Below are 17,237 nucleotides of genomic sequence, written 5' to 3'. Positions count from 1 at the left end.
CATGAACGCCATTGCCTACAAGGGTGGCTATCGCTACCAACTGCAACAGGATCTGATCTGTCCGGCGCTCGCGCCGCCAGACGGGGCGACGATCCGCACCCGCTTCATCGACCTGACCGCCGAGGGCTGGCTGACCATTCGCGCCGGCTACGCCTGGGACGGCCCCAGCGGCCCGACGCTGCACAGCCCGTCCTTCATGCGCGGCTCGCTGATTCATGACGCGCTCTATCAACTCATCCGCGAGGGTCATCTACCCCGCACCCACCGCCGCGCCGCTGACCGGCTGCTCTACGACCTTTGCCGCCGTGATGGCATGTGGGCCATCCGCGCCGCCTGGGTCTGGCTCGCGGTGCGCCTCGTCGGCGGGCTGGTCCTGCGCCATGCCGCCAATCCGATCCGTTACGCGCCCGAGGGTCGCCCGACCTGACGGCTTCGCCCGCGCCGCTGCCGGCGCTTTTGACTGACGTTCATCACGAGGTTTTACCATGTCCAAGCCCAGCACCGCCTACCGGCTCTTTTACCCCGATACCAACACGGTCAGCGCCGCCGTGTTCCATGACCCGAGCGGCGCGGTCATCGCCCCCGCGTCCATCGCCGATGGCGCAGACGATCCGCCCGGCTGGAAGTCCAAAGTGATCGCTTTGACGGCGGCGGCTGAATTGCTGTTTGCCCTGCCGACCTTTGCCGATCCCGCCAACCCGGTGCCGGTCTATCTCACGCGCGACGAGGGCGGCGCCTTTTACAAGGCGCTGGATGAATTGCTGTTCGATCCCCTCAACCCCGGACGCCCCACGGTCGGCGTGACCGCCGCGCAGGAATACCGGCTGTTCGAGACCAAGAGCACGCACAACGGCGGAGCCGTCTACACCGTCAAGGCTCCAGCCCATGCCGTCGCGCTGGTCAATGCGCGCGGCAAGGATCCGATCACGGGCGATCCCATCGCCGGCAATGACATCCTGTTCCGCTGGTTCGGCGCGGTGCCGACCCTGATCGAAGTCGAGGCGGATGTCGAAGATATCGCCGATCCGCGCGGCTTTGTGCCGGTGCCCGTGACCAACGTCACCACCTATGCCGAAAGCTCGGTCGGGCTGTCGCTGGTGAGCGCCGAGGATCAGATCGTGCCGCGTGACGGCTTGGGCCATGCGGTCAACTTCCGCCTGCGCTACAACGTCAACGGCGATCCGTCGGAGTGGGTGACGCTTGACAATCAGTTCATCACCTACGACATGGATCCGCCACTGCCGCCGCGCAGTCTGACCGCCACCCTGCTGCGTGACCGGAACGACGTGATCAGCGATGTGGTGAAACTGGATTGGGAACTCGACCCCGAGAACCCCGGCACCGGCGTGCAGATTTTCTGTACTTCGTATCTGGGCAAAAAGCACACCCTCTACACCAGCGACAGCCCCGCCACCACGGTGCGCCTGGAGAACATCAGCCGCTTTGTGGTGCAGGATGTTGGCCCCGCCGTGGCGCGTCCCTATCGCTTCCACATCATCGCGACCAATGTCAGCGGCAAGAGTGCGGAGACCTACGCCGCGCCCGCGCTCGACATCACCAGCCGCGTCAAGGCCGTTGCCCCGCCGACCCCCGATCAGATCGCCGGCACCGCGCGCGACGTGGTCTATGCCGTGTTCAAGGCCGAAGTCTTCGCCGATGTCCTGTCCGCGCTGGGTGCCTTGCCCGCCGAAGGTCAGGCCATCGTCAACGCCGCCATCGATCATGTCGTGCTCAAAATCAAGGATGTCATCGCCAAAGGCGGCAGCGTCGAGCTGGATGATTTCGGGCTCTTTGAGGCGAAGTGGACCAAGGAACGGCTCGGGCGCAATCCCGCTACCGGCGAGCCGGTCATCACCCCCGCCTACCGCAGTCAGGGCTTTACCCCGTCCATCGGCTTCAAGGCCGGCACCCGCGCCGGCACCATCCTGACCGATGCCGCCGCCAAGCCGTAAGCCGTCCCCGCTGGCCGGCGTCGTCTGACGCCGGCTGTCCGTCCGGTTCCACTTGCGAGGCTTGATCATGATCAGTTATTTCCTGGCCGACATCCTGACGCGCTATTTCCGCACCGCCGCGATCACCAAGCCGGCCGGGATCTATGTCGCCCTGTTCACGACCCTGCCCACGGCGGCAGGCACGGGTGGCGTCGAAGTCAGCGGCGGCGGTTATGCCCGCGTCAAGGCCGGCCCGAGCGATCTGGATTGGGGGACGTTCGGCAACGGCGTGATCTACAACGCCAAAGACATCACCTTTGCCACGCCCACCGCCGATTGGGGCGACAGCGACATCATCGGGGTCGGACTCTATAACGCCCTCGTCAACGGGCAGCCGCTGGCCCTCGCGGGACTCAACCGCCCGCTCAGGGTCAAGGCGTTTGACCCGCCGGTCAAATTCGGCTTTGCCGAACTCATGATTCTGGTCGAGTAACGCGCGATGGCGATCAACTTTAAAATCAAGGTCGCGCTGGTCTCGAAGCTGGCCCCGCGCGGCGCGGGCGCCAAGCTCAAACTCACCACTGATCCGCTGTCCAAGGCGATTCTCAGTCAAGAACTCTGGGTCTGGTGGCAGGGCGACCCGCACCAATCGCGCCTGACCCTGCAACTGGACGACCAGCCGGAAGCGGTCCCGATCTGGGTCTGGCTCAATCCCGGCGTCACGGATCGCGCGATTGTGCGAATCACCGACCCCGAGATTCCTGACGATGGCGTGACCCACCGTCTCACGGTGCGGATCTGGGAACTGAAAGACGGCGAACCCTGTTCCGCGCCGGCTGTCCTGCCGCTGGCTGGCGGCATCAAGCGCCTGCCGACCACCGAACAGCCGGAATGGTGCGGGGCCACGCTGCGGCGACAGGCGACCCCCGACACCGACGCGCTGATCCATGTGCAATGGCGGCATCCGGGCGCGGTCAAGATCGTGGCCCACGCCACCAAGGCCGGGACTTTCATTCTGGGCTACGCCGATGCCGACGAGCACGAGTGTTTCATTGAGGATCTGGGCGGCAAGCTGACCGACCACACCGAACAGGTTCGGATTGGCGTCTGCGCCATCGATGGCGGGCAATTTGGCCTGCCGACCTGGAGCGAGCCCCTGCTGTTGAACTGGCACAAGCCGCCAATGGTGTACCCGCGCAACCCCGATCAGGCAACCGCCGTCAAGCTGAACCAGTACGGGCTCGAATCGTTCATCACCAGCACCATCAATGCCAATCCCAACCTGCCCGACATCACCAGTTGGACCACCACGACCATCCTGAACACGCTCACCCGCCGCATCAAGGACATCGTGAGGAAGGGCGGCAGCGTCACCCTGGATGATCTGGGGCGTATCGAGGCCCGGTGGAACCCTGACCGCACCACGCGCGGCATCGGCTTTAGCGCCAGCCCTGGCTTTATCGAAGGCACCCGGCGCGGCCAGCCGCTGACCGATGCCCAGGCCAAGGGGGCAGCATGAGCGAGATCATGCGCCTGACCTACACCTATGACGGCGACACCTTGGGCGCGCGGCGCACCCTCAACGGAGCCGATGAACAGGTCCGCATCCGTCTGGCCTACCTTGATGCCCCGGAGATCGACCAGGGGAATTGGGGTATCCGCGCCCGCGCCTATCTGCGCAGTCTGCTGGTCATCAACGAACATATCGCGGTGCAGATCAAGGGGCGCGACGATTACGGACGCCTGATCGCCGAGGTCTTGCGGACCCGCGATTACGGCAACTGTGGGCTACGGCTGGTATTGGGCGGGTATGTCGCGCTCTGGCAGTGCCCCGCCACCCAGCCGGCCTATTGGGCCGCGCAAGACATGGCCCGCGATGCCCGGCGCGGCATCTGGGCCGTGCCCGGCCTGCACCAAACCCCCTGGCTTGCCCGATGAACCCGTCACCACCCGACGAGGAAACCGCCATGCACGACGACCAGGACGAACTTCGGCGGCGGATTGAGCGCATCGAGCAGACCGCCACCGATCTCGCGATGATGCTGCGCGAAAACACGCTGATGATTGCACGGCTCAATGACACCCTCGCCGAGTTCAAGGCAGAAATCATCAAAGTGCATGCCATCGAAAAAGACCTGAGCAATCTCGCGTTCGGCTTTTCCGCGCTCAAATGGCTCGCCACCGCGATTGGCGGCTCGGCGGTCGTGCTCATCATGGCCTATCTGTTCAAAGGCCAAGCGATCTAACCCGCCCCGGCCCCTCTCATCTGAGGGGGAGGGGGATAATAGGGGGAGGGGGAGCAGGTGGTGAGGGCGACTGTGGAGGCATGGACGAGGGGGCGTGTGAGGGGCGTCTGTGAAGGGGCGCGATCCCCCGCACAGGAGAGGACCGCCCGCACCCGACCGCCGACCCGGCCCCGACTCCCGACTCCTACGGCGGTGGATCCTGCTGTGCTGACGCCTGCTGATTTGACCAGGGCGACCACGGCGGCGGCGGTGCTGATCCCTGCTGCGGCGACTCCTGCTGATCTGGCGGAGATGGTTCCTGCTGTTGATCCGACTCCTGGTGATCTGATCCCCGCTGCTGTGACTCCTGCCGATCTGACTCCTGCTGCTGTTCTGATCCCTGCTGTTGGACGCTTGCTGATCTGGCGGCGATGACTCCTGCTGCTCTGACTCATGCCCCTGTGATGTCTGTTGATCTGACTGATCGGGTTGATCTGGCCGTTGCGACTCCTGCGACGACTGGCGGCTGACGACTGATCCGTAAGCGATGCCGAGAGCGGACAGTAACGACCCATGCAGCAAGGCGAGGCGACGGGTGCCAGATTCCGCGCGCGACTCGCCCCCGCCTGACGGCGTGGTCTCGGCTCGCGCGCGCGGGGTTTCAGTTTCGGTTAACGCTTGTGCACAGCGCGCGCTCGCGACAGCCTGGAGGTAGGGCCGCTATCTATCTGCTCTCTGCCTGCCCCGGCATTCGTTCCGCTTTTTCTTTTGGGATGATGCGGTCGGAGCGGTCAGCGAGTGTGACACCTATTCAGCCAGCCTCGCCGCCGCCTGCCCGCTGCTGTCGCGTGGTTTCGTCAAGGTCGGTGCTCTATCTGAGACGGTATACGGTCCCTGTAGGCTCGCGCTCCCGGCGCGCGCTGGACGTTGCGTCTGCCGGGCGTCTGAGGCCGCGCCACGGCGCCGCAAACGCAGCGGCACCGCGTCGCTGTCTCTCGTCGGATCAGGTTGTCCCCGCTGCGGTGTGGCCCTGCTACGCAAGCTCCGCAGCGCCACGGCCTGATTTCATCTGGTGCCAACCGCGATCTCGACGCCAACCCGAAAGCTGTCAGGTTCAACGAGGTCGTCAGAGCAGGCTCGAATTAGTGTGCGGCACCGTGCGCCACCACCTCTCAGCCACAACGCCAGCGATGGAGCAAGCGCACGGAGCCGCAACGCCGAGGTGCCCGCAAACGCTCGTGCACCTGCCCGCGCCCCAACCTCGTACCAAAAATCAAGCATCGTGCTGGCGCGGTCAGGTGCACCAGCTTATTGCGGGCTTCGGGAAGCGCACGCCCAAGCAGACTCGCTCCCTAATTGCCGATTACAACATTCGGTTTCTCCTTGGCGGCCTGAAAAGCGGTCTACAGGGCGGTAGTTTGCAGGCTTCATGCCAGCTTCGCGCGGCGTAAGCGGTTATTTTTTATCGTTTTTTCCTGTAATTATTTCAGCTTGTGTTATACTTATAACATCAAGCCATTGTTTACAGGGTCGCCGCCATGTCTCAGCCGTCCTTTGCCGCCGTCCCCGCCCGCATCGCTGGCCGCGTCGTGTTCCGCGTGCATGCGCGCGGTTCGGTGTGGGCCATTCGCATCCCCCGCGCCGGCCAACTGCCGCCGCCCGCTTGCCTGTTCCTGCCGGCTCCCCGGCTCCAGCTCGCCCTGGCGTTCGCCGCCCTGGCGCGTGGTCTTGGCTGGCGCGCTCAGGTTCGCCCTGGTGTCGGGAGCGCGGTCTGGCGCTCCGGCCCGCTGGCGGCTCAGTGCCCGGCTTATGCGGTCAAAATCTGGCTGCCTGTTGGTGTGTCGGCGGCTCAGGCGCGCGCCGCCCTGCGGGGTGCATTCAATGCTGCGCAGTAGTGCCCGCATCCGGGCGCTGTGGGGCGGTCGCGGCTGGCGGCTGCCTTCCCGCGCCTTCCTCGTTGCCGCCTGCCCGCAGCCGTGGCGCGGTTGGCTGTTGCGGCTGTCTGGCGCGCTCAGTTGCTGGCGCCAGCTCGCGCGGTTTCACGTCGTGCGGTCGGTCGCTGGCTGTCTGTTCGTGCAGTCGCTTGCGCTGGCTTTTTTGTGGGCCTGGTCGGTCGTGGTGCCGGTCATTCAATCTGTGTTTTTTCTGTAATCGTCATCCAGCTTGGAGGTTTTCATGTCCGTTCAGTCTCAGCTTGCACTGTTCCCCGTCGGTGTCCCCGCTGTCTCGGAGGTCTGGGCCTTCGGCGGCTCGCGTGTGTTGGGCTCGGAGTCCTCACAGTTGGCAACCGCCGCCGCGTCTGCGCTCCTCGCGCGCGGTCATCGGCTCGCCGTTGGGTGCTGCACCGGCGCGGATGCGTGCGCGCTGTCCGCTGCCGTGGCGCTCGGCCTGGCATGCAGGGTCGAAGTCTTCGCCGCGTTCGGCGCGTCCATCCCACCTGGGCGTTGGCCGTTGGGTGCATGTCCGGCGTCTGCCGTCAGCGAGGTACGCCGCGCCGTCTCGGAAGGGGCGCAGTTGCGCGCGTGGGCTGGCGGTGGTGTCTCGGTACCCCTCTCCACCCGGCTCGCGGCTCGTACTCGCGCGGTTGCTCGCGCGTGCAATGCCGGTGCGGTCGTGGTGCTGGCCCCTCACTCCAAGGGCTCTCTCATCCTCGCGCGCGCCGTGGCTGGCCGCGGGCTACCCGTCGTCGTGGTGCCGGTCGCGGGTGCCGCGCTCCCGGTCCTGTCTGCTGGCGGTCGTTGGTCGGCGGTATCTGCTGCGCCGCTGGCATCGCTCGGGGCGCAAATTTGGCGCGCGTGAAATTATTACAGCGGCTTGTAATTATAACATACCGCTGTTATATTATGACTGTAGGCAATCGGGAACGGCCCCCGTCACGGTCGGAGCCTCTGCGGATCCAGGACGGAAACAACGAGCGCGAGGAAACAGCCGGCAACTGCCCGCGATGCCTCGCATGCCATCAACTCAACGAGGTGACACATGGCACAAGTCAATCCGCAATACATCGAGACCATCCCCGCACGCATCGCCGGCATTCCTTGCCTGATCGGCGTTGAAAGCTATACGCACGCCCCGTCGTTTCGCGGCTCGCCGTGGAAATGCGACAGCGCCGACGATTATTGGGGTTGGACAGAAGCAGAGTGGGAGGTATTGGACCAGCGCGGCAGGCCGGCCCCGTGGCTGCAAAGGAAGATCAGCCAGAAGGACGAGGACGCCATCAGCGAAATGATCGATCACCATTTCGCCGAGGAACGCCGCCAGGATCGCTATGAGCGTGAGATTGATCGCGCAATGGATGCGAGCGAGCGCGAGTTAGACCGCGCAATGGATTTGTATGAAGCCCGTTTTGGGCTGTAACGAAAACGGCTTACCTAGCGGTAACTAGGCAAGCCGTCAGATCCACAAAACCGGAACAGGCCATGAGGATACGCGAATGTATACCGAATTCCCCCACGACATCAACCGACCCGCCGATCCCTTCGAGGATTGGGCAATGAGTTTAGACGCCTATCTCGACACGCCCGCCGGTCTGCGCTGGCTCGCCGAGCAAGGCGACGTCGCCGACATGCAGCGTGCCGCCGAGCGGTATGGCTCCCGCCCCGGCATCTGGGAGGCCGCGCCATGACGCGCACGCAATACAAGCAGTGTTTTCGTGCCGCGCGCCAGCTCGCGCGCTTTCATCGCCGCCCGCACGACCGCCACGAGGCCGCAACTTGGGCGATGCACGAAGCTCAGGCAATCGGCATCAGACACCCATCACTCGACGATTACCGAGCCTTTGAGCGCATCGGTCGGCGTGTGATGCAGGCCATTTAACCCGTCAGCCGCCCGGCCTCGCGCCGGGCAGGAGCCAGCCATGAAAGAGCAATCCATGCAACCGAATGTTCGCTACCCGATCAGGTTAATAGGGGGGCGCATGGCTTGGGTTGAAGTGCCCGACCTGTTCTATGAAGCGGACAAGAAGAAGCTTCAAGCGCAGATCGCGATCATTGGAACGGTTAATGATGGGGGTCCAATGTACGTTTACATCCGAACCGAACCCGGCCTGTTTACCGTCGGCTTTTACGATCCTGAGGGAGTATGGCACCCGGAAAGCGATCACCCGGACAGCGAAAGCGCCGCGCGCCGTGTGGCGTGGCTGAATGGTGCCAACGTGTCTTTCGCCGAATAACCCTCAGCGCCCGGCCACGCGCCGGGCAGGGGTGAGACATGAAAGAGCAGTTCATCATCATCGATCTGGGCAGACGGGTCGTCGGTCATCAACTCGCCGGCACCAAGGCCCGCGCCGTTTATCTCTTCGCCGCCAAGTTCGGGCTATCTGCCAGCAATCTGAAGGCTGTCACCTACGCCGAGTTCATGCCGCCAATCAAGACGACCGCCACCGCGAGCAAATGATGTTGCACGGCACCGAATAACCAACCGATCGCACGACGGGGCAGGCATGACGCTTCAAGCGGTCAGAGACACGGACAGCACGTAGGCGGAAACGCTGGGTCATGGAGACCGCCGCGACGACACAGGGACGACGAGCCAAAGCGAACCAACCCACCGACCCGGCCCCCGCGCCGGGTTTCTTTTTGGAGGATCGAATCATGACGGAAACCAACACCGCTTTACAGACGCTCGATCTGTCCGAGATCCAACTGAACCCGGTCGCCATCTTCGCGCCCGGCGGGCTGAATGATCTACTCGGGCGCATCGAAGCGGAGGCCCGCGCGCTCGTCCCCGATCTGAGCACTGCCAGGGGACGCAAAGCGATTGCAAGCCAAGCCGCCAAGGTCGCCAAGAGCAAGGTCTACCTGGATGGTCTCGGGAAAGACCTCACGGCAACCCTGAAAGCGCAGACCGCCGCCGTGGACGCCGAGCGCCGCCAGATGCGCGAACGCCTGGACGCCCTGCGCGATGAGATCCGCCAGCCCCTCACCGCGTGGGAGACCGCCGAAACCGCCCGCATCGAAGCGATTCGCCAGCGTGTCGAAGCCCTCAAGTCGCCCGTCAGCGGTCCCTCAGCGGTCATTGCGCAACGGATCGCCGAGATCGAGGCGACCCCCATTGATGAGAGTTGGGGGGCATTCGTCGCCGACGCCGCCCGCGCCAAGGATGCGGCCTTGATGCAGGCCCGCGCCGCGCTGGTCCTCACCCAGGCCGAAGAGGCGGCAGAGCAGGAGCGCCAAGCCGCCGCCGAAGCCGCCGAGCGTGCGCGCCGCGAAGCGGCAGAACGGGAGCAACAAGAACGCGAAGAACGTATTGCCCGCGAAGCCGCCGCCCGCGCGACCCAAGAGGCGGAGGCCAAGGCCGCCGCCGAACGTCAAGCCGCTGAACAAGCCGCCAAGGAGGCAGAGGCCAAAGCAGAAGCGGAGCGTCAAGCCGCCGAACGCGCCCGGCTGGAGGCGATTCAGGCCCAACAGGAGGCCGAACAGCGCGCCGCCGAAGCGGAGCAACGCCACCAGCAGGAAGCCGCCGAGGCCGCGCGCCGCCAACAGGAAGCCGAGGCCCGCGCCCGCCTGGAAGCCGCCCAAGCGGAACGCGAGCGCATCGCCGCCGAACAGCGCGCCGAGGCGGAGAAAGCTCGCCGCCAACAGGAGGAAGCCGCGCGCTTGGCAGCCAACCGCGAACATCGCGCCTCAATCAATCGGGGCATTCTCACCGCCCTGGTCGCTATCGGGTTAAGCGAAGACGCGGCCCGCCTCGTCATCACGGCCACGGCTCGCAACGCGATCCCGCACCTGTCCATCAACTACTGAGCCAACCAACCCGGCCCCGCCGGGTTTTCTTTGTGGAGGCCACCATGACCGATCAAGCCAACCTCGCCGCGCAACTGGCGGACCTGCAAGCGCAGATGGCCGCACTCCGGCCCGCCGCGCCTGCGCCGTCGGCATCCGCCTGGGCGAACGCCATGCCCGCCCTGAGCGCCGCGCCAACCATCAATGGGGTCGCCGTTCCGGTGAAGATCCAGACGCCCGCCGGCTCCATCCGGGTTTATCTCTCGCTCCCCGCTGAATGCGCCGCCTCGCCCGATGCCTTGATGTCCGCCCTGGAAGCCCTCGCCGCCGCCGGCCTGCCACTCGACACCTGGAGCGGAGCCCGCGAGAGCGGCAGCGCCTGGGGCAACAGCCGCAGCAACGGCGGCTGGTCTGGCAACAGCAACCGCAACACCTGGAGACGCTGACATGATCGCCACCCCGCACACCGCGCACGTCGTCACCCTCACGCAAACCATGCCCGTCGCCCGCTTCGTGGTCCTGGACCTGGAGACCGGCGACGCCCCCGAGGACGCCATTCAAGCCGCCATCCGCCAATGGAAAGCGCCGAGCAACTGGAAACCTGAGACGGTCGAAAAGAACCGCGCCGAACAGGCCGAGAAAATCCGCGAGAAGGCCGCTTTACTGGACGCCTCGCCCATTCTTTGCGCTGGCCTCCGCAGTGACCGCGAAGCCGTGATGTTCAACGGCATGGGCGACACTGGCCCGCTCGATCTGCCCGGCTGGACCATCGAGAGCCACCCCGATGAGTGCGCCATGCTCGCCGCGTTGGGTCAATGGCTCAACGCCCACACCGACGACGTGACCGCATTAGTCGGTCACAACGTGCGTGGTTTCGACCTGCCGAAACTGCGCGGCGGATTCGTCCGTCATCGGCTCCCGCTCCCCGCCTGTCTGAAACCGCGCGACGGCCAGGGCCAACCCGTGACCGACACCATGAGCCTGTTCAAAAGTTTCAGCATGGAACATCGCGATGACTTCGCCGTGAGTCTGGATGTCGTGGCGACCGCGTTCGGGATTCCGAGGCCGAAACAGTACGTCAGCGGTGCAGATGTGCCGCGCCTGCATCGTGAAGGCCAGATCGCCGCGATTTTGACCTATAACGCCATCGATATTGATGCCACCGCCGAGATTTACCGGCGGATGATGGCCTGACCGATTAAACGCTGGCCGGCGGGAGCCATTGACCAGAGACCGCTATTTCAACCGCGCGGGATGCGTCCCGCGCGGCGCACCGCCACCCCGGAGGGCAGACCGTGAAAGTCAAAGACAAGGCACTACGCGAGCTGGTCAACGTCTGCGAACCCGCCTGTCTCAAACGCCCCTGCTACTGGCCGCGCCCGGATCCAGGCATGTTCACGCCAGGGCAGGGCTACCGCTCCCGCGAAAGCGGCAGCAAGGGGTATCTGTGCGGCACCCGTGAAGCTCGCGGGTGCCCTGACGAGGTGACCAGCCACTAATCAGCTACCAATCGCTGTCAATTTAGTTTTGCTTGACGACAGGCCCGCTTGCGGGCTTTTTGTTGCCGCCACTCACAGGGCCTGAACATGAACAAACAGACATTTAACCTGCGCCGAGGCGGGTTTTTCCTTGGGACGATTAGCCTGCTCTCAAGGACGTCGCACGACGCGACTGCAACGCGCCTGCGCCGGCATATCGAAGCGAGACGACCGGGGTGTGGCGTCTCAGTCCATCCGGTCCTTAACCCCTGACCCGAAGCCGGCACAATCACCACAAACCCGCCTTACGCGGGTTTTTTTATGTCCAGCATTCAGGAGCGCCCCATGAACCCGATCCGCACCACCAACGCCCCCCTTTTTCGCCTGCGCCTCGCCTGGGACGGCGAACCCGTTGCCGTCAGTGCCGAACTGCTCGAACCGCTCGCCTGGAAGCTGGCGCTGCACCGCGACCCCAGCAACACCTTCTGGAGTGTTTCCGACATCCCGACCGGACGCCTGATCGAGACCGGTTGGAGTCGTGACGATGCCATCAACGCCGCTCATCGCAGCCTGCAAGCCGCCGCCAGCGCGCGCGGCACCACCATCAAAGAGCTGCTTGAAGCCGCTCGCACAAAACGGGAGAACAGCGTCATGCCCCCCGACACCGGTCGGACAGCCGAGCGGGCCACGCGATGAGCCTACATGAGCGCATCCAGTTCTGTGGCGTCATGGCATGGCTACTGGCAACCATCGCCATGCTGCTGACGCTGCCCGTGCTGACAGTCGCTCTGTTTGCGCTCGGCACCGTGCTGACCGTCGCAGGGCTAATTCTGGACGAAGACTTTTAAATGAATCACGCACCAGAGATCCGTATGAACGCCGTCGATCCCGGCTATCTCAACCTGCGCGCCGCCGGCTATCGCTGGGACAACTGCGGAGTGATGCTCGGGGATCGGCCCCGCGATCCCAATGCGACCACTTACGGCACCTATGCGCCCAACGGTGCGTTGATCGGCTATGCACGCGGGATGTGTCGCGCGTATCGCCTCGCCCTGGAGCACTGGCGTCGATCAGATGCCGACCAATTTTCGTTTTGACCGGAGGAATCCCATGCCGCTGACCCTGCGCGATCTCGAAACCCAACTCGCCGACTGCCGCCGACTGGGAGCCACCGGCGACGAGCCTGTTTTTCTGGAAGGCTCGGTCATCACAGGCATTGAAGGATTGAAAATCACGACCAGGACGCGCGCGCGACAAGTCGCCCTGTGCGCCCCCGCCACGCTGAACGTGGGCCAAATCGTGCTGATCTGGGGCGTGCCCGAGCAGGACCGGGAGGGCGAGACGTCATGACCACACCGATCCAGGAAATGACTCATGCCGAATGGATCGCCGAAGGCCGCCGCCGCTTCGGTGACGACATGATGAACTGGCGATTCGTGTGTCCGGCCTGTGGCCATGTCGCCGCCGCCCGCGACTGGAAGGACGCCGGAGCGCCACCCAACGCGGTCGCCTTCTCCTGTGTCGGACGCTGGCTGCCGACCGCGCGCGAGGCGTTCGCGGACGCGGGTCACGGTCCCTGCAACTACGCGGGAGGCGGACTTTTCAGGCTGAATCCGCTCCACGTCCGCCGGGAAGACGGACAGATCGAACCGGTTTTCGCCTTCGCGGAGGATAACCGCATGCCCCCCGACACCCCCTTGGCCCGCACCGTGAGGAGAACCCAATGTTAAGCGAGATCCGCCACTTTCATTTGTTTTGCGGCTTGGGCGGTGCCGCCGCCGGCTTCAACCGCGGCCAAGCGCGCATCGGTGCCATGCAAGCCAATTTTCGCTGTCTGGGTGGCATTGATTCCGACCCGGCCGCTGTGCGCGACTTTGAGCATCTTGTCGGAGTTCAAGGGACCTGTCTCGACCTCTTCAGCCGCACCCAATACCGTGCTTGGCATGGGTGCGAACCGCCCGCAGAGTGGCGTGAGGCGCTACCGGAAGACCTACGCCGCGCCGCCGGCAACGCAGCGCCGAATGTCCTGTTCACGAGTCCGCCCTGCAAAGGCTTCTCAGGGTTGCTGTCCACCGCCAAGAGCGAGACCGCACGCTATCAGGCATTGATGGAATTGACCCTGCGCGGCATCTGGCTCGCGCTCGAAGCCTGGGCAGACGATCCGCCGGAATTCTTCATCCTGGAAAACGTCCCACGCATCGCGACCCGCGGCGCGCACCTGCTTGACCAGATCGAGGGACTGTTGCGTCAATACGGCTACGCCTGCGCGAGGACAACCCACGACTGTGGGACGCTCGCGGGTCTTAGCCAGTCGCGCAGGCGCTTCCTGCTGGTCGCCAGACACATCGCCAAGGTTCCGCCCTGCCTCTACGAGCCGCCCTATCGCCCCCTGCGCGGTATCGGCGATGCCATCGGACGCTTGCCGTTGCCGAGCACGCCGGAGGCAGGCCCCATGCATGTGCTCCCCGCGCTCCAATGGAAGACCTGGGTCCGCTTGGCTTTCGTGCCAGCCGGCAAAGACTGGCGCGCGTTGCAGATGCTGCGCATCGGCGCCGACGGGAACTTGATCGATTACCTGATCGTCCCGGACATGTACCGCTGCGCCTATGGAGTCACCGCATGGGACGCCCCGAGCGGGACGATTACCGGCGATGCGCGACCGTCCAAGGGCGGGTTCGCGGTTGCAGATCCACGGCGCGTCAAAGAGCGGGCTGAGTATGGGCAATACGGGGTTCAAGCCTGGAACAAGCCGAGCCAGACAGTCACCGGGCAAGCGCTGGTTGGCGGCGGGCGCTTTGCGGTGGCCGATCCGCGCCTACCGGAGCAAGACTGTCGGCACGCCACGAAATACCGCGTGGTCCGCTGGACTGATGCGGCCCCCACAGTCACCGGCACCGACCGCATCGGCAGCGGCGCGCAATCCGTCGCCGATCCACGGGTCATGATCTCCGGCGCAAAGGGCTTCCTCGGCTCCGGCCATTACGGCATTGTCCCATGGGGCGCCAGCAGTGGCGCGGTCACTGGCTCGGCAGGTCCGGATAATGGCCGATGGAATGTCGCCGACCCGCGAATACCCGAGGGGCACGAAAACGTTCGGGCGATCATCATTGCGGAAGACGGCACTTGGCACCGCCCCCTCACAACCCTTGAGCTTGCCGTGCTGCAAGGTCTGTACGATCCGGAAGAGCGATCACTCGACCTTGACGGCGCCTCACACAGCGCATGGCGCGAGCGCATCGGCAATGCCGTCCCCCCGCCAGCAGCGGCAGCGATCGCCAGCGCGATGGGTCAAGCCCTATTGCTGGCGCGCGCGGGCGAGCGCTTCGTCTTGTCGAGTACCCCGGTATGGGTGCGTCCGCTGGCTATCGCCCTGTCCGTGCAGAGCCGGGGCGACGTGTCATGACAACACCGCTGCTACTCAACATTAAGCGCGCCGCCGAAGTCCTGGACGTCAGCCCGCGCACCATCCGCCGTCTGCTCGATACCGGCGAACTGGCCCCGGTCCGCATCGGGCGATCCGTGCGGATCTCCGCCGAGAGTCTGCGCGCCTATGTGGACCGCGCCATACCTCAGAGTCATAATCATCCGGGCGTGGGGCCGGATGTGCGGGAGACCAGCACATGCCGAGAAAACGCAAGCAAGACCAAGACGGCCTCTATCGTCGTCCCGATTCGCCCAACTGGTGGGCGAGCTACACCGACGCGAGCGGCCAGCGAGTTAGATGCTCTACTGGCGCGACCGACCGACAGGAAGCCGACGCGCTGTTAGCCAAATGGAAGCTCGAAGCGCATCGCGAGAAGCAATGGGGCGAACAGCCCAGCCGGACCTTCGATGAACTGATGATTGGCTACCTGAAAGCCAGCGAAGCCGACAAACGGCCATCTGGTTTTCAGCGCGACAAGGAAATTGTCCGTAACCTGCGACAGCATTTCGGCGGCTTGGAACTCACCGCCTTGACCCCGGCGCTGGTGCGTCGTTACGTCGATCAGCGGCGCGTGCAAGTCACCAATGGCACCGTGAATCGAGAGCTTTGCGTCTTATCCTCGGCGATCAACTACGCCCGCCGCGAATGGGAGTGGGACATCCCGAATCCCGTGCCCGGACGCAAGCTGCGGACCCCGGAAGGACGGATCCGCTGGATCACGCGCGAGGAATCGAAGCGACTGCTGGATGAAGCCAGCCGCGAACCCCAAGCGCCGCACTTAGTCGATTTCATTCGGCTGGCGATCAACACAGGATGTCGGAAAGGCGAATTGCTGGGGCTGGAATGGAAGCGGATCGACCTCCGGGCGGGGCTCATCCACCTGGAAGCCGACCACACCAAAACACTCAAACGAAGAAGCGTGCCGATCAATGCGGATGCCCGCGAAGCGATCCTATCACGGGCGCAATTTCGGATGCGACACTGCCCGGCGAGCCCCTGGGTATTCTGTCACGAGGACGGATCACGGGTGCTGGACGTGAAGCGGAGTTTTACCACGGCACGGAAGCGAGCCGGGATTGAGGATTTCAGAGTACATGACCTGCGCCACACCTGCGCCGCGTGGCTGGTCTCGGCGGGAGTTCCGTTGACAGCCGTGCGTGATCTGCTGGGTCACACGACGGTCAAGATGACCGAACGCTATGCGCACCTGGCGCCGGAGAATGTTCGGGCAGCGGTCGCCTTGCTGGAAGGCATGGCGTCACGATCAGGTCACGTCGAGAAACTGAAAGTGGTGTCTGGCGGGCTTTAAGCCCTTGATTGGATTGGTGGAGCCGAGGGGGATCGAACCCCTGACCTCCGCATTGCGAACGCGGCGCTCTCCCAGCTGAGCTACGGCCCCATGAGGGGAAACTGCGGGTCTTTCGTCCCGCTTATCGGAAGCGGGACACCAAGCACTGGCTGGCGGGGGAATTCTGCACCCTTTTGGCGTGCCGAGACAAGCTCGATTAGATGCCTCAGGGCTTGAGGATGAATTCAAGCACGATCTTGCTGCCGAAATAGGCCAGGATCAGCATGACGAAACCGCCAAGCGTCCAGATGATCGCCGTGCGTCCGCGCCAGCCTTTGCGGAAGCGTCCGATCAGCAGTCCGCCGAACACCAGCCAGGCCAGCACCGAAAGCACGGTCTTGTGCACCAGATGCTGGGCAAACATGTTTTCCAGAAAGGCGAAGCCGCTCAGCAGCGCCAGCGTGAGCAGGACGAAGCCGGCGCTGATCATCTCGAACAGCAGGCTTTCCATGGTTTGCAGCGGCGGCAGGGTGCGGACAAAACCGCCGGGATGACGACCCCGCAACTGCCGATCCTGCACCGCCAGCAGAATCGCCTGCACGGCGGCCAGCGTGAGCAGACTGTAGGCGAGCATCGACAGCAGGACATGAATCTTGAGCGACCAGCTCGCCGAGGGACGCATGAAATCGATCTCGGCGAAATTGGCCTCCAGAATCAGACTCAGGGCCGCGACGGGCAGCAGAATCAGACCGAGGTTATCGACCGGCTTGGTCAGGCTGGAGACCAGCAGCAGGGCGATGATGGTCCAGGAGGTGAGGGCCAGCGCGTGATAGAACCCGAGATTGATCCCGGCACTGCTGAAGATGCTGTCCCACAGCACCCAGCTATGCAGAATCAGGCCGGCAAAACCGGCCGCAAGCGCAAGCCGACGCTCAGGGATCCAGCCTTCCTTGCGGAACAGGCGCAGCCCGATGAAAACGGCGGCAGTCAGATAGCTGAGAGTGGCGATGGTGGCAAGAAGGGTATGAGTCATAGGTTCGACATCATGGTGCAAGGCGTTGGCACGGAAAACGGCGTGTGGTCATATCGTCCCACATTGAGCCTGCATTATACTCAACAAGTCACGCCGTAAACCGATGGTCATGGTTTTTTCTTGAAGGCGCCGGGG

At 64.3% G+C, this 17,237-nt stretch carries 25 protein-coding genes, 1 tRNA gene and 1 pseudogene; 25 read left to right on the top strand and 2 right to left on the bottom strand.

Features of this window, described 5'->3' with window-relative positions; translation table 11 throughout:
* The first annotated feature begins 1 nt into the window (after position 1).
* From EDC35_RS08395 to EDC35_RS08280, 25 genes and pseudogenes are all read left to right on the top strand, one after another.
* On the top strand, positions 2–427 hold the full coding sequence (locus EDC35_RS08395) for a DUF1353 domain-containing protein (RefSeq protein ID WP_132976811.1): 426 nt from the start codon (positions 2–4) through the stop codon (positions 425–427).
* Positions 428–485: 58 nt separating this feature from the next.
* Positions 486–1,952: an HU family DNA-binding protein gene (locus EDC35_RS18680; RefSeq protein ID WP_207896161.1), complete on the top strand. Its 1,467-nt coding sequence runs from the start codon at positions 486–488 to the stop codon at positions 1,950–1,952.
* Between the two features lie 67 nt (positions 1,953–2,019).
* On the top strand, positions 2,020–2,424 hold the full coding sequence (locus EDC35_RS08385; RefSeq protein ID WP_132976810.1) for a phage tail fiber protein: 405 nt from the start codon (positions 2,020–2,022) through the stop codon (positions 2,422–2,424).
* A gap of 6 nt (positions 2,425–2,430) precedes the next feature.
* Positions 2,431–3,450, top strand: coding sequence for a hypothetical protein (locus EDC35_RS08380; protein WP_132976809.1), 1,020 nt, complete (start codon positions 2,431–2,433; stop codon positions 3,448–3,450).
* A complete protein-coding gene (locus EDC35_RS08375) occupies positions 3,447–3,869 on the top strand; it encodes a thermonuclease family protein (protein WP_132976808.1) in 423 nt (140 codons plus the stop codon). The genes EDC35_RS08380 and EDC35_RS08375 overlap by 4 nt, the downstream gene beginning before the upstream one ends.
* The gene (locus tag EDC35_RS08370) at positions 3,866–4,177 is read left to right on the top strand and encodes a hypothetical protein (protein ID WP_132976807.1); all 312 of its coding nucleotides are present in this window, start codon (positions 3,866–3,868) and stop codon (positions 4,175–4,177) included. Before EDC35_RS08375 ends, EDC35_RS08370 begins: the two co-directional genes overlap by 4 nt.
* Before the next feature lie 1,517 nt (positions 4,178–5,694).
* Positions 5,695–6,051, top strand: a complete 357-nt coding sequence (locus tag EDC35_RS08365; protein ID WP_132976806.1) for a hypothetical protein — start codon at positions 5,695–5,697, stop codon at positions 6,049–6,051.
* Positions 6,038–6,307, top strand: a complete 270-nt coding sequence (locus EDC35_RS08360) for a hypothetical protein (RefSeq protein ID WP_132976805.1) — start codon at positions 6,038–6,040, stop codon at positions 6,305–6,307. The genes EDC35_RS08365 and EDC35_RS08360 overlap by 14 nt, the downstream gene beginning before the upstream one ends.
* Before the next feature lie 828 nt (positions 6,308–7,135).
* Positions 7,136–7,513, top strand: a complete 378-nt coding sequence (locus tag EDC35_RS08355; RefSeq protein ID WP_132976804.1) for a hypothetical protein — start codon at positions 7,136–7,138, stop codon at positions 7,511–7,513.
* Between the two features lie 76 nt (positions 7,514–7,589).
* Positions 7,590–7,781: a hypothetical protein gene (locus EDC35_RS08350; RefSeq protein WP_132976803.1), complete on the top strand. Its 192-nt coding sequence runs from the start codon at positions 7,590–7,592 to the stop codon at positions 7,779–7,781.
* A complete protein-coding gene (locus tag EDC35_RS08345) occupies positions 7,778–7,972 on the top strand; it encodes a hypothetical protein (RefSeq protein WP_132976802.1) in 195 nt (64 codons plus the stop codon). Before EDC35_RS08350 ends, EDC35_RS08345 begins: the two co-directional genes overlap by 4 nt.
* Before the next feature lie 40 nt (positions 7,973–8,012).
* Positions 8,013–8,327 carry a hypothetical protein gene (locus EDC35_RS08340; protein ID WP_132976801.1) on the top strand — a complete coding sequence of 105 codons (315 nt, stop codon included), beginning with the start codon at positions 8,013–8,015 and terminating at the stop codon, positions 8,325–8,327.
* A gap of 38 nt (positions 8,328–8,365) precedes the next feature.
* Positions 8,366–8,551: a hypothetical protein gene (locus tag EDC35_RS08335; protein WP_132976800.1), complete on the top strand. Its 186-nt coding sequence runs from the start codon at positions 8,366–8,368 to the stop codon at positions 8,549–8,551.
* A gap of 197 nt (positions 8,552–8,748) precedes the next feature.
* A complete protein-coding gene (locus EDC35_RS08330) occupies positions 8,749–9,900 on the top strand; it encodes a hypothetical protein (RefSeq protein WP_132976799.1) in 1,152 nt (383 codons plus the stop codon).
* Between the two features lie 44 nt (positions 9,901–9,944).
* Entirely contained in the window at positions 9,945–10,325 is a 381-nt protein-coding gene (locus EDC35_RS08325) for a hypothetical protein (protein WP_132976798.1), read from the top strand.
* 1 nt (position 10,326) lies between these two features.
* Entirely contained in the window at positions 10,327–11,073 is a 747-nt protein-coding gene (locus EDC35_RS08320; RefSeq protein WP_132976797.1) for a ribonuclease H-like domain-containing protein, read from the top strand.
* Between the two features lie 101 nt (positions 11,074–11,174).
* On the top strand, positions 11,175–11,378 hold the full coding sequence (locus tag EDC35_RS08315) for a hypothetical protein (RefSeq protein WP_132976796.1): 204 nt from the start codon (positions 11,175–11,177) through the stop codon (positions 11,376–11,378).
* A 324-nt stretch (positions 11,379–11,702) separates the two neighbouring features.
* On the top strand, positions 11,703–12,053 hold the full coding sequence (locus tag EDC35_RS08310; RefSeq protein WP_132976795.1) for a hypothetical protein: 351 nt from the start codon (positions 11,703–11,705) through the stop codon (positions 12,051–12,053).
* The gene (locus tag EDC35_RS18515) at positions 12,050–12,205 is read left to right on the top strand and encodes a hypothetical protein (protein WP_165903380.1); all 156 of its coding nucleotides are present in this window, start codon (positions 12,050–12,052) and stop codon (positions 12,203–12,205) included. Before EDC35_RS08310 ends, EDC35_RS18515 begins: the two co-directional genes overlap by 4 nt.
* Positions 12,206–12,454 (top strand): hypothetical protein, encoded by a 249-nt coding sequence (locus tag EDC35_RS08305; RefSeq protein ID WP_132976794.1) that lies wholly within the window; start codon positions 12,206–12,208, stop codon positions 12,452–12,454. It abuts the gene before it with no gap.
* A gap of 13 nt (positions 12,455–12,467) precedes the next feature.
* Complete coding sequence (locus tag EDC35_RS08300) at positions 12,468–12,707, top strand: hypothetical protein (RefSeq protein WP_132976793.1); 240 nt, start codon at positions 12,468–12,470, stop codon at positions 12,705–12,707.
* Entirely contained in the window at positions 12,704–13,087 is a 384-nt protein-coding gene (locus tag EDC35_RS08295; RefSeq protein ID WP_132976792.1) for a VVA0879 family protein, read from the top strand. Before EDC35_RS08300 ends, EDC35_RS08295 begins: the two co-directional genes overlap by 4 nt.
* Positions 13,081–14,760 carry a DNA cytosine methyltransferase gene (locus EDC35_RS08290; RefSeq protein WP_132976791.1) on the top strand — a complete coding sequence of 560 codons (1,680 nt, stop codon included), beginning with the start codon at positions 13,081–13,083 and terminating at the stop codon, positions 14,758–14,760. The genes EDC35_RS08295 and EDC35_RS08290 overlap by 7 nt, the downstream gene beginning before the upstream one ends.
* A pseudogene (locus tag EDC35_RS19105) lies at positions 14,703–14,906 on the top strand (helix-turn-helix domain-containing protein); the annotation flags it as partial. The gene EDC35_RS08290 and the pseudogene EDC35_RS19105, both read left to right, overlap by 58 nt.
* 71 nt (positions 14,907–14,977) lie before the next feature.
* Positions 14,978–16,090 (top strand): tyrosine-type recombinase/integrase, encoded by a 1,113-nt coding sequence (locus EDC35_RS08280; protein ID WP_132976789.1) that lies wholly within the window; start codon positions 14,978–14,980, stop codon positions 16,088–16,090.
* 14 nt (positions 16,091–16,104) lie between these two features.
* Here EDC35_RS08280 and EDC35_RS08275 read toward each other — a convergent pair.
* Together EDC35_RS08275 and EDC35_RS08270 are read right to left on the bottom strand one after the other, a co-directional pair.
* Positions 16,105–16,180 (bottom strand) — tRNA-Ala (locus EDC35_RS08275).
* Between the two features lie 115 nt (positions 16,181–16,295).
* Positions 16,296–17,102 carry a cytochrome C assembly family protein gene (locus tag EDC35_RS08270; protein ID WP_132976788.1) on the bottom strand — a complete coding sequence of 269 codons (807 nt, stop codon included), beginning with the start codon at positions 17,100–17,102 and terminating at the stop codon, positions 16,296–16,298.
* Between the last annotated feature and the right edge of the window lie 135 nt (positions 17,103–17,237).

It is taken from the genome of Thiobaca trueperi (assembly GCF_004342175.1).
Taxonomy (GTDB): domain Bacteria; phylum Pseudomonadota; class Gammaproteobacteria; order Chromatiales; family Chromatiaceae; genus Thiobaca; species Thiobaca trueperi.
This window is presented reverse-complemented; position numbering and strand designations above follow the sequence as displayed.